At 52.5% G+C, this 11,535-nt stretch carries 14 protein-coding genes and 1 tRNA gene; 4 read left to right on the top strand and 11 right to left on the bottom strand.

The features are described 5' to 3' along the window. Positions 1–1,817 (bottom strand): YccS family putative transporter (yccS, locus tag AB7E14_RS13080; RefSeq protein ID WP_428169580.1); only part of this gene is annotated, 1,817 nt, incomplete at its 3' end. Between the two features lie 6 nt (positions 1,818–1,823). Further along, entirely contained in the window at positions 1,824–2,282 is a 459-nt protein-coding gene (locus AB7E14_RS13075; protein WP_043001155.1) for a YccF domain-containing protein, read from the bottom strand. Between the two features lie 123 nt (positions 2,283–2,405). On the opposite strand from AB7E14_RS13075, the gene helD reads away from it, so the two are divergent. Beyond that, positions 2,406–4,460 carry a DNA helicase IV gene (gene helD, locus AB7E14_RS13070; protein ID WP_058587878.1) on the top strand — a complete coding sequence of 685 codons (2,055 nt, stop codon included), beginning with the start codon at positions 2,406–2,408 and terminating at the stop codon, positions 4,458–4,460. Positions 4,461–4,491: 31 nt separating this feature from the next. On the opposite strand, the gene mgsA is transcribed toward helD, so the two are convergent. Beyond that, positions 4,492–4,950, bottom strand: coding sequence for a methylglyoxal synthase (gene mgsA / locus AB7E14_RS13065; protein WP_044256300.1), 459 nt, complete (start codon positions 4,948–4,950; stop codon positions 4,492–4,494). A gap of 92 nt (positions 4,951–5,042) precedes the next feature. Further along, positions 5,043–5,705 carry a DUF2057 family protein gene (locus AB7E14_RS13060; RefSeq protein WP_316962188.1) on the bottom strand — a complete coding sequence of 221 codons (663 nt, stop codon included), beginning with the start codon at positions 5,703–5,705 and terminating at the stop codon, positions 5,043–5,045. 172 nt (positions 5,706–5,877) lie between these two features. On the opposite strand from AB7E14_RS13060, the gene AB7E14_RS13055 reads away from it, so the two are divergent. After that, positions 5,878–6,291 carry a CoA-binding protein gene (locus AB7E14_RS13055; protein WP_043001151.1) on the top strand — a complete coding sequence of 138 codons (414 nt, stop codon included), beginning with the start codon at positions 5,878–5,880 and terminating at the stop codon, positions 6,289–6,291. A gap of 68 nt (positions 6,292–6,359) precedes the next feature. On the opposite strand, the gene hspQ is transcribed toward AB7E14_RS13055, so the two are convergent. Beyond that, a complete protein-coding gene (gene hspQ, locus AB7E14_RS13050; protein ID WP_042319966.1) occupies positions 6,360–6,677 on the bottom strand; it encodes a heat shock protein HspQ in 318 nt (105 codons plus the stop codon). Positions 6,678–6,734: 57 nt separating this feature from the next. Next, complete coding sequence (gene rlmI, locus AB7E14_RS13045; protein WP_044256297.1) at positions 6,735–7,925, bottom strand: 23S rRNA (cytosine(1962)-C(5))-methyltransferase RlmI; 1,191 nt, start codon at positions 7,923–7,925, stop codon at positions 6,735–6,737. Between the two features lie 94 nt (positions 7,926–8,019). Here rlmI and yccX point away from each other — a divergent pair, with 94 nt between their 5' ends. After that, the gene (gene yccX / locus AB7E14_RS13040) at positions 8,020–8,301 is read left to right on the top strand and encodes an acylphosphatase (protein ID WP_043001149.1); all 282 of its coding nucleotides are present in this window, start codon (positions 8,020–8,022) and stop codon (positions 8,299–8,301) included. Here the strand turns inward: yccX and tusE are convergent. Together tusE and yccA are read right to left on the bottom strand one after the other, a co-directional pair. After that, positions 8,298–8,627, bottom strand: a complete 330-nt coding sequence (tusE, locus tag AB7E14_RS13035) for a sulfurtransferase TusE (protein ID WP_043001148.1) — start codon at positions 8,625–8,627, stop codon at positions 8,298–8,300. The two genes, yccX and tusE, sit on opposite strands and share 4 nt — an antisense overlap. A gap of 250 nt (positions 8,628–8,877) precedes the next feature. Beyond that, the gene (gene yccA / locus AB7E14_RS13030) at positions 8,878–9,537 is read right to left on the bottom strand and encodes an FtsH protease modulator YccA (protein ID WP_012905355.1); all 660 of its coding nucleotides are present in this window, start codon (positions 9,535–9,537) and stop codon (positions 8,878–8,880) included. A gap of 274 nt (positions 9,538–9,811) precedes the next feature. On the opposite strand from yccA, the gene AB7E14_RS13025 reads away from it, so the two are divergent. Next, positions 9,812–9,899 (top strand) — tRNA-Ser (locus AB7E14_RS13025). A 246-nt stretch (positions 9,900–10,145) separates the two neighbouring features. Here the strand turns inward: AB7E14_RS13025 and AB7E14_RS13020 are convergent. The 3 genes from AB7E14_RS13020 to AB7E14_RS13010 form a co-directional block, all read right to left on the bottom strand. Beyond that, the gene (locus AB7E14_RS13020; RefSeq protein WP_256970609.1) at positions 10,146–10,268 is read right to left on the bottom strand and encodes a hypothetical protein; all 123 of its coding nucleotides are present in this window, start codon (positions 10,266–10,268) and stop codon (positions 10,146–10,148) included. Positions 10,269–10,504: 236 nt separating this feature from the next. Continuing rightward, complete coding sequence (locus tag AB7E14_RS13015) at positions 10,505–11,251, bottom strand: SDR family NAD(P)-dependent oxidoreductase (RefSeq protein WP_316962189.1); 747 nt, start codon at positions 11,249–11,251, stop codon at positions 10,505–10,507. A 70-nt stretch (positions 11,252–11,321) separates the two neighbouring features. Beyond that, on the bottom strand, positions 11,322–11,522 hold the full coding sequence (locus AB7E14_RS13010) for a helix-turn-helix transcriptional regulator (protein WP_428169581.1): 201 nt from the start codon (positions 11,520–11,522) through the stop codon (positions 11,322–11,324). Positions 11,523–11,535: the final 13 nt, after the last annotated feature.

Genomic DNA, 11,535 nt, shown 5'->3' with positions numbered 1-11,535 from the left:
GCGGCCTCACGTGTTTGTGCCGTCACGTCGGGCTCGCTGGACATATTCGACACCACGGAGGCCAGCTCAGCATCGCGTTTATGGGCATCGCGACGGGCAATCCGATACGCCAGTCGATTATCGCGTCCCTGATGGTACTGCTCCAGGATGGCGTCAAGATAACGACAGTTTGCATCGGTCGCTCTTTCCATCACTCGCGGGAGGTTTCGGAAACGCCAGTCCGGCCAGATAAAGCTCACTGCCGCCCAGGCGATGGCGCAGCCGATGAGCGTATCAATCACCCTGGGGAGGGCGACTTCAAACCCTTCGCCGAGCAAGTTGAAGCACAGCAGGACCAGCAGCGTGATAAACATAGTGGCGTGGGCATACTGGACGTTGCGAAAGGCAAAGAACAGAACGCCGGTGATCACCAGTAAAATTAGCTGACCTTCCAGCGACGGAACAAACCATAAAATCGGGATACCAATCGCCACCCCGACCAGCGTACCGATAATCCTCAGCGCCAGGCGGTGCCGCGTGGCGTTGTAGTTTGGCTGACAAACAAACAGGCTGGTCAGCAGGATCCAGTAACCGTGATGCATACCGGTTATCTGAATGATCGCGTAGCCGACGCACAGAACCAGAGACATCCTGACCGCATGGCGAAACAGCGCCGATTCGGGGGTAAAGTTACGACTCAGACGCAGCCAGATATCGCTGAACCCGTGTGGACTGTCATCGGCGAGCTGGTTTTCCGATTCGTTACGCGGCATAGCCTGCGCCTGTTCTGATTCAATTGTTGCCAGTTGTGCATCGATGGCGCGCAAATTAGCCAGTAAAAATCCCAGCGTTTTCAGCAGATCGGCGGAGGCGCCGTTTGCCCGCATTCGCTCAAGCGCGGCGTCGAGATGCGTGAAGGCGCGTTCAAAATGCGGATCGTGCTGATAGGGGACGCGCAACAAAATACAGCGCGACAGTTGCAGACAGGCCTGGCCCTGCATCGACATCAGGCGTTGAAAGCGGAACATCACGTCGCTGTGACGGAAATGGTCACGTAGCGTCTGGTATTGAATATGCGAGGAGCTGGCGCGCTCATGAATATCCTGCGCCACAAAGTAGTAATGCAGAGTACGCCGCGTGCCGCGCTGCCCCCGGTCGCCGCGCAGGCGAGTCAACAGGGACACTTTCGTCTGATTCAGTGTCGCCATCAGTTGGCCGTTGGCCAGCGCTAAGTCATAAAGCGGTGCCTGGCTTTCATTTTCAATATCCGGGTCAAAAAGCCGTGACTTCAGCTCCAGATAGTGCGCCAGTTGTTCATAGCTGCGTGCCAGATTGTCCTGCAAGGGACGAATCGGGAACAGCAAATGGCCGATAAGCGTCAGTCCGTTGTACCAGATAGCGCCCGCCAGCAGCAGAAGCGGTTGCTGATACCATTGGGCGTACAACGACGCCCCAAGCATGGTGTAAATGGCGATCAGCAATGCGCCAAAGGCAATCGTCGCATAACGCTGCCCTAAACCGCCGAGCAGGATAAAACCGCTGGTAGAGAGCGTCAGTCCGATGGCGAACAGCCATGGGTAAGGAAACAGTAGCTCGACTGACGCAGAGGCGATAAAAAAGCAGATTAGCGTAATGATCAGGTTGCGCAGACGACCCGCGAGACGATCGTCCAGATCGGTCAGCGCCGCTGCCACCATCCCCAGCGTCAGGGGGATGGTCAGTTTGACATCACCCAACCACCAGGGCAGCGCTGTTGTTCCGCAGAGGGCGATAAAAATACGCACGTAATACAGCCAGGTGCTGTTCCAGGTATAGCGGCGAAGCAGGGGACTTAACATACTGACTTAGCGTCCTGATGACTCAAAACGGCGACGGGCGTTCGCTTCGCGTGCTGCACGTGCGACTTCTACGGAGACAACCCGACGTCCCACTGGCCAGAGTGCAATCGCGGCTATCTTAAAGTTCGCAATGCCAACCGGAATACCAATGATCGTGATGCACTGGGTGATACCTGCGGCGATGTGCATCAGACACAGCCACCAGCCGAAGAAGATCAGCCAGAAAATATTCAGCAGCGTCCCGCCCGTATTCATCAGCACACTTTTACCCGCCGGATCCAGTTCATCAACATGAACCGCTTCGTTTCCGTAAGGCAGCAGCGACAACCTGGTGATTTCCCAGCATGAGCGGGTGAGCGGCAGGGTGAAGATCAGCACTATACTGACCAGCGTTGCCAGGAACCAGGACAGCGTGGTGGCAAAACCCCCCAACACAAAATTCAAAATATTCAGAACGGTACGCATAAACCCTCGATTGATTCTGGTTTTCTGTGATTTCCGGCAATTGTAACGTTTTTTTGGGCTGGAGCACGTATTCTCTGGCGGTTACACTGAGAAGAAATACGCTTTGTCTGGATCGGCTGAGTCATGGAACTGAAAGCAACGTCTATTGGTAAACGTCTGGCGCAACACCCGTATGATCGGGCGGTTATCCTTAATGCCGGCATTAAGGTATCGGGCGATCGCCATGAATATCTCATTCCCTTCAATCAGTTACTGGCGATTCATTGTAAGCGCGGGCTGGTGTGGGGTGAGCTGGAATTTGTGCTGCCGGACGAAAAAGTGGTGCGACTGCATGGCACCGAGTGGGCAGAAACTCAGCGCTTCCATCACCATCTGAATAGCCGCTGGCAGCAGTGGAGCCAGGAGATGAGTGAAGTTGCGGCTGGCGTACTGCAGGAGCAACTGGATTTGATTGCAGCCCGAACCGGGCAAAATGCCTGGCTGACGCGCGAGCAGACGACGGGATTACAGCAACAGATCCTGCGGGCGTTTGCTGCGCTGCCGTTACCGGTTAATCGGCTGGAAGAGTTTGATAACTGTCGCGATGCGCTGCGACAGTGCCAGGCGTGGCTGAAAGATATCGAGGCATGTCGCCTGCAGCATAACCAGGCGTATACCGAAACGATGTTGACAGAATACGCCGATTTTTTCCAGCAGGTGGAATCGTCACCGCTCAATCCGGCTCAGGCCAGAGCGGTCGTCAATGGCGAACATTCTTTGCTGGTGCTGGCTGGGGCCGGTAGCGGTAAAACATCCGTGCTGGTGGCGCGGGCGGGTTGGCTGTTGGCGCGGGGCGAAGCGGCCGCAGAACAGATCCTGCTACTGGCTTTTGGTCGCAAAGCGGCGCAGGAGATGGATGAGCGTATTCGTGAGCGGCTTCATACCGAGGAGATAACGGCGCGGACGTTCCATGCCCTGGCGCTGCATATCATTCAACAGGGCAGCAAAAAAGTACCGACCATCAGTAAGCTTGAAAATGACACCGCCGCGCGAAATAAACTATTCATCAGCACCTGGCGTCAACAATGCAGCGAGAAAAAAGCGCAGGCGAAGGGCTGGCGACAGTGGCTGGAAGAGGAGATGGCGTGGACGGTGCCGGAAGGCAATTTCTGGGACGATGAAAAACTACAGCGGCGTCTTGCCTCGCGTCTGGATCGCTGGGTGAGCCTGATGCGCATGCATGGCGGAGCCCAGGCGGAGATGATTGCCAGCGCACCGGAGGAGATTCGGGATCTGTTTGGAAAGCGCGTGAAGCTGATGGCGCCATTGCTGAAAGCCTGGAAAAGTGCGCTGAAAGCGGAAAACGCCGTCGATTTTTCTGGTCTGATTCATCAGGCTATTGTGATTCTGGAAAAAGGGCGTTTTGTCAGTCCGTGGAAGCATATTCTGGTGGATGAATTTCAGGATATCTCCCCGCAGCGTGCCGCGCTGCTGGCTGCATTGCGTAAGCAAAATAGCCATACCACGTTGTTCGCCGTCGGGGATGACTGGCAGGCTATTTACCGTTTTAGCGGTGCGCAGCTTTCCTTAACGACCGCATTTCATCAGACCTTCGGCGACGGTGACCGTTGCGATCTCGACACCACCTACCGTTTCAACAACCGCATTGGCGAAATCGCTAACCGCTTTATTCAGCAGAACCCACATCAGCTCAAGAAACCGCTTAATAGTCTGACGACGGGAGATAAGAAAGCCGTTACGTTGCTGGATGACACGCAGCTTGATGCGTTGCTGGATAAGCTTTCCGGTTATGCGAAAGCCGACGAGCGGATTCTGGTGCTGGCGCGTTATCACCATCTGAAACCGGCCAGTCTCGAAAAGGCGGCAACCCGTTGGCCTAAGCTACAACTTGATTTCATGACCATCCACGCCAGCAAGGGGCAACAGGCGGATTACGTTATCATTGTCGGGCTACAGGAAGGGAGCGATGGGTTCCCGGCACCGGCGCGTGAATCCATCATGGAAGAGGCGTTGCTGCCGGTCGTGGAAGATTTTCCGGATGCGGAAGAGCGGCGGTTGCTTTACGTTGCCCTGACCCGCGCCCGCCATCGGGTCTGGCTGCTGTACAACAAAGCGACCCCCTCACGCTTCGTGGAGGATCTCAAAGACCTGGACGTGCCGGTGGTAAGAAAACCGTAAGCAACAGGCGACGCCCGTCGCCTGCGCGGGATTACTTGAGGCGTTCAGCCAGATAACGCGGATAGTCCGGAATGAGCACGTCAACGGCATCATTGAAGTGTGGCGACTGGATAATGAAATCCGCCGTGGCGACGTTGGTGGCGACAGGGATATTCCAGACGGTCGCCAGGCGCAGCAACGCTTTCACATCCGGATCGTGCGGAACCGCGTTAAGCGGATCCCAGAAGAAAATCAGCACATCAATTTTCCCTTCAGAAATCAACGCGCCAACCTGCTGATCGCCGCCCATCGGACCGCTCAGCATGGCGTTAACGTCCATACCCGTCGCGCGTTGAATAAGATTTCCGGTCGTCCCGGTGGCGTAGAGCACATGTTTTTCCAGCAACGGCTGGTGGCGTTCTACCCAGCTCATCAACATCTTTTTGCAGTGATCGTGTGCAACCAGCGCAATGTGCTTACGCGCCGGCAAAGTGCGAGTCGTCAGTTCCATCATTCAGTTCCATTGTGGGTTTTGCTACAGAGTACTGAATGTGCCTGATGCTGCAAGAGAAAGACGAAAAAAAAGCCGGACGGAACAAAACATCAGGACGAGGGCTGTTTCTCCGCCCATTGCAGAAAGCTATTACGCGTTTGCGGGTCCGCCTGGCGAAACCAGTATTTCAGACGCTGTTCTGTGAGCGTCTGAGATTGCGGCGGGATGGTATCCAGTTCTGAGACCCCCGACAGCAGAGTGCTGTCGTCGGCCATCATCGTCGCGAACTGGGGTAAGGAAGCACGTTTTGCCGATTTATTGTAGCGCTCCGTTTCTGCCTCAAAATCAATGGCTTTAGTTTTTGAGGTAATGACGAGGATATCCAGTTGTACCGGGATCGGCATCGCATTGCCATCCAGTAATTCCAGCCGTGGCACCACGTCAAAATGGCTGGTGTCGCGGTCGCTTTCCAGGCGCGGAAGGTGAAAATTAACCTGCTCCACGCGCTGAGTGTCAAAACTGATCACCAGCGGCGGGGAAATGTAGAGCTGTTCTGCATGGCTGGTAAGGCGGATTGTCTTCTCAACCCGAAAAACAAGTTGATGGGGCCCATTATCGAGCTCAATGCTGTCCGCGCCGCGCAGGAGTGAACTGGAGACCTTTTTGCCGTCCAGTACCAGCAGGTCAATGTCGGTTGAAAGACGAAGAGTGGTAGCGAAAACCGTGACCGGCAAGCAGAGGGCTATCATCAGGGTCACAGTGCCGGTTTTCATAGGGTTCTCCTGTCCAAAGACCGCCCGGTAACAATGTATCAAAATTTTTCGATAATCATGTTTACTAACATATAGACATATTTTGGCGTTTTGCTCTCATACTTACGGGTGGGACGCATGGTTGGGTTGTCAGGATTGTCGTACACTTTGCAAAACAGCCTGGAGAATGATGATGAAAGAGACCGATATTGCTGGCATTTTAACCTCGACCCGAACCATTGCGTTGGTTGGCGCAAGCGATAAGCCTGACCGTCCAAGCTACCGCGTGATGAAGTATTTACTCGATCAGGGCTATCACGTGATTCCGGTTTCCCCGAAGGTTGCCGGTAAAACCTTGTTAGGGCAGCAGGGCTACGCGACGCTGGCGGACGTGCCGGAAAAAGTGGATATGGTGGATGTGTTCCGTAATTCAGAAGCGGCATGGGGCGTCGCTCAGGAAGCGATTGCGATTGGCGCGAAAACGCTGTGGATGCAATTGGGCGTGATTAATGAGCAGGCAGCGGTGCTGGCGCGCGAAGCGGGATTGATGGTGGTGATGGATCGCTGCCCGGCGATTGAGATCCCACGACTGGGGTTAACGAAGTAAGTTGACGAGTCTGGCGTCCGAAAGAAGACAGGCCCGAGAAGCAATGCGTCATCGGGCCCTGGTAAGGATCAGTTACGCAGGCGAGGAGCCTGCAACTGTTTACGAATGGTCTGAGCAAGCTCATCCATCGAAGGCTGTTCAGGATGCTCGTCCTGCGTTTCGCTGCTTAGCTGCGCTTCGGCAAGATAGGTATGCACTGGACGACCGTCATCATCTTCCATCACCACGTGATACCACGGAGCGGCGCGAAGCTCGTCGTTGACCGCCAACTCATCAGGTGACGGCTCTGCAAGCGAATAGACCGGGTCGATATCCACGACCACTCCGAGATATCCTAACAGGGAATGGCGGACCTGCTGGCCGATACCGAATTTGCTGGCAATCATAGTCACCTCCCGGGAAATCATTACTCTCGATATGAGGGTAAAATTCCACTTTTCAAGTTACATGACGCGACAGGCAAACCCTTTCAGATACAGCCCTTCCGGGTAGGTAGCGATCACGGGATGATCGGCGGCCTGACGGAACTGCTCTATAAATTGTACATCACGCCCCGCATCAATTGCGGCATCGGCGATGATTTTCTGAAATAAATCTGTTGTCATCAGGCCGGAACAGGAGAACGTCAACAGCACGCCGCCCGGATTCAGTAACTGGATCGCCAGCATGTTGATATCCTTGTAACCCCGACATGCCCCCATCAACTGGCTTTTGTTTTCGACAAACTTCGGCGGATCCATCACGATGACATCAAACTTTTCGCCACGATCGCGATAGGTTCGTAACAGTTTAAAGACATCGTCACGGACAAATTCTGCCTTGCTGAGATCGAGTTTGTTGAGTTCAACGTTCTGTTTCGCAATATCCAGCGCTTCCTGGGAGGTATCGACGCTGATCACCTGACGGCAACCGCCCATCAGCGCAGAAACAGCAAAACCTCCGGTGTAGGAGAAACAATTGAGCACCCGCTGGTTTTCGACATAACGGCGCGTCGCCAGACGGCTGTCACGCTGATCGAGGTAATAACCGGTTTTGTGACCGCCCTGGATATCCACCAGCAGCTTCATACCGTGCTCTTCAATTGGCAGCAGTGCAGGGGGGATCTCACCGGTGACCGGGCCTTGCGTCAGCTCCATCCCCTCTTTTTTACGTACCGCGACATCGCTACGGTCATAAATCGCACATTCCGGGTAGAGCGCTTGCAGCGCGCTAATCAATGCGGCACGCTGATATTCCGCGCCAGCGCTGAGCAGTTGCAGCACCAGGAAATGACCGAAGCGGTCGATGGTTATGCCCGGCAAGCCGTCGGATTCTCCGGCGATCAAACGATAGCTGTCCAGACCATCTTTTTTCGCCAGCCAGTCGCGCCATTGCTGCGCCTGTTGCAGACGGCGGGTGAAGAAGGCGATATCGACAGACTCGTTCTTGTCGAAGGTCCAGACGCGTGCGCGGATTTGCGACGCCGGGGAAAAGGCGCCACGGGCTAACCATTTACCCTGATGGTCAACAATGTCGATGGTTTCACCGAGGTTGGCTTTACCTTCCATACGGGCAACGGCACCAGAAAAGACCCACGGATGACGGCGAAGTAATGATTTTTCGCGCCCTTTGGCTAACACTAAACGTACACTCATAATTAACGGTTCTGTCGAATCAAAGAAATGGGCGCCATTGTCCTGAGTTTTACCCGGATTTGCAACGCGCCCGAGGATGTGAAGGAGAATAACAATGTCGAGAGTCTGCATTATCGCGTGGGTTTATGGCCGGGTTCAGGGCGTGGGATTTCGCTATACCACGCAGCAGGAGGCACGGCGTCTGAGCTTAACCGGTTACGCCAGGAACAGGGATGATGGCAGCGTGGAGGTGGTTGCCAGCGGCGAAGCGGAGCAGGTCGACAAATTACTGAAATGGCTCAAGGACGGCGGCCCGCGTTCTGCCCGGGTAGACAGAGTCCTGAGTGAGCCGCACCGTCCTCGAGAGGCGTTTACCGGTTTTAGTATTCGTTATTAAATACACTTCACCGGTTTTGGCAGGCCAGCAATTTTAGTGGCCTGTTTTGCCGGGCCTTTTGGAAACAGACGATACAGATAACGGCTGTTGCCTTTCTCCTCGCCAAACTTATTCGCCATCGCTTTGACTAACATACGAATCGCAGGCGAGGTATTAAACTCCAGATAAAAGTCGCGCACAAAACGCACCACTTCCCAGTGTTCCGGGGAGAGGATAATTCCCTCGTTTTCAGCAATGACCACCGCCATCGGTTCGCTCCACTGCGCGCTATCTTTCAGATAGCCGTCGGCGTCGGTAGCGATTTCTTTACCTTCAAAGATCAACATAATTCTTCACTGCGTTAGACAACCTGGCGGCAGTTTACCAAAAAACAAAGCCCCGCATAAGCGGGGCCGAGAGGGATGACAGACCTCATCACAATACCGGACAAGCAGAGATCACCTTATTAAAAACCTGGAAAATCAATTCATTGATTTTCGGCTGATAACCACAAAGATGGAAAAACCACGTTTTTTCCTTCTTTGTCAGTAGTCTCAGCCCCGCATAAGCGGGGCCGGGTGTCATGCCGGATTGCCGTTAATCGCGGCTGGCGAAGCCCAAAATGCTGAGCAGGCTGACAAAGATGTTGTACAGCGAAACGTAGAGGCTAACCGTTGCGCGGATGTAGTTGGTTTCACCGCCACGGATGATGTTGCTGGTTTCAAACAGGATTGCGCCTGAAGAAATCAGGATAAACACCGCGCTGATCGCCAGGTGCAGCGCTGGCAGTTGCAGGAAGATGTTAGCAACCATACCAATCAGTACCACCACAATACCGGCCATCAGCATGCCGCCGAGGAAGGACATGTCTTTGCGGGTGGTCAGCACATAGGCGGAGCAGCAGAAGAACACCAGCGCGGTGCCGCCCAGCGCCATACCGATCACGTCGCCCATTCCAGCGGACAGGTAAGCGTTCAGAATCGGCCCAAGGATGTAACCGAGGAAACCAGTGAAGGCAAACGCGGAAATAATACCGCTTGGCTTGTTCGCCGTTTTATAGGTCAGGAACATCAGCCCGTACATCCCCACCAGCGTCAGAATCAGACCCGGAGAAGGCAGCATCAGCACGGTGCTGGCGGTGGCGGTGATCGCCGAAAATGCCAGCGTCAGGCTCAGCAGAAAATAGGTATTACGCAGTACTTTGTGCGTGCTAAGTAGCGATGTACGGTCATGTGATGAACTAACAATACGATCCATGAGTCACTCTCTTATGACAGATGTAATTAATGATGGAGGATAATGAAAACACAGACGACGACACAGCGCTTTTACCCATCTTTACTCATTTGATCTAAATCAGGTTTCATCGTGGGTAACAGTAAATAGCTGATAAAGTATGAGTGTCGTGCTGAATAAATGGTCAATCTGTTGTTATTTCAGGCTATTAACAGCATTTTGACTGTTTTTCAGGCAAACGAACACATTCGGGCTTTACACAGCGCATCGGGATGTTTATAGTGCGCCTCATTCCGGAAGTGTGGCCGAGCGGTTGAAGGCACCGGTCTTGAAAACCGGCGACCCGAAAGGGTTCCAGAGTTCGAATCTCTGCGCTTCCGCCAGATTAAAAAAAGGGGTTACCGAAAGGTAACCCCTTTGTTTTTTTGGCTGTTGGTATAGTGTTGGTATATTCACTTGGTATATTTCCCCATACAGCCAATGAAATCAGTCATCTTTTCTTATCATTGTGCGATCCTGGTGCTCAGGCGAATAACGCTTGCCAACGATTTTTATCGTTTCAACCGCACATCGCTTCTATTTCTGTTTAAACGTCAAGGGTGCGGCCAGTCTGTCCGAATGGAACATGTTCACAGCATGGCGCGAATTTTTTGCCTGTAGAGTGTGTTTATCTCGTGCACGTTAAGCACAATAGCGCTATCAACGGTACCCTGCATCCAGCCTGCGCTGCTATAAACAATAGCGTTGCTCATTATTTCTGCTTCTTGCGCACAACAGACTTAATGATCTTTTATTCTGCTCGCGTTATGCCAGACGCAGATAGGGTTAATGGCACATGTATGACCAATGGAGAGCAGACAATCCATGCGAATAATGTGTCTATTATTGGCCCTACAACGGAAGCGCGAACGACAGGTGTTCTGTCGCTCCCGTTTAGCCAACCACACAGGTGAGGTAATTATTATCATTTAAAAGGGTTAAGTGAATTTTACTCAGCTAAATAACCACCATCAATGGGATAAACGCCTCCGGTGCAAAACGCTGATTTGTCTGACAGCAAAAACAATATGAAGTCTGCTATTTCTTGCATTTTTGCCATCCTTTTCATTGGGTGACTATTTGCGAAACTGCGTACGATATTTTCAGGGAATTCACTCATTCGTGGGGTCTGGACATAGCCCGGCGCGACCGCATTGATTCGAATGCCTTGACATGCAAACTCAAGCGCTGCGGTTTGGGTTAAGCCGATTATACCATGCTTAGCCGTGGTATAAGGTGCCAACCCAGGAATGCCAACCAGTCCATTTACTGCAGATAAATTAACAATAGAGCCACCAGACTTTATCATCTGAGGTATCTCGTATTTTAAGCAGTAAAAAATGCCGCTCAATGAGGTGGCAATGACCTTATCCCAGTTTTCAACTGTCTGCTCTGTAATATTTTTATCATGCTCTCCTGTTAAGCCTGCATTATTTACAGCATAATCAAGCCTGCCAAAATGTTTGATAACGTCATCTATCATTTTCCGTACTTGTTCAGGCTGCGACACATCACATCCGATCCCTATTGCTTGTTGTCCCTGTGAAGATAACCGTTTCGCTTTTTGTTTAGCCTGCTCTGATGAGCGGGATATAATGACGACCTTCGCACCCTGTTTGTGTAATTGCTCTGCGACAGCTTCACCTATACCTGTAGTATTTCCTGTTATCACAGCTACTTTATTCTGAAAATCCATAATTCCCCCTATGAAGTAGGATTGAGTCTTACTGCTGGGGTAGTATACAAACTCGCTGTGACAGTTTTTGTCAGTACTCTTTCCCCACGCAGATCCCTTCTTTAATTCTCCATTTTTTCAATAAAGTCGTTCTGCTTTCCCTGTACGTGGAATCCAGTTGCACAATCTCTTCGATTTGGTCAGTTCTGAAATGACGAAAATCATTTCTCATCTCACACCATGCAACCAAAAGCCAGCATGACTCCATATATATCAACGCGATGGGCCATATGACCCGAGAAGAG

The sequence above is a fragment of the Citrobacter sp. genome (assembly GCF_050252275.1).
In the GTDB taxonomy this organism is placed as follows: Bacteria; Pseudomonadota; Gammaproteobacteria; order Enterobacterales; family Enterobacteriaceae; genus Citrobacter_A; species Citrobacter_A amalonaticus.
The sequence above is the reverse complement of the archived record's forward strand: the minus strand, read 5'-3'. Positions and strand labels throughout refer to the sequence as shown.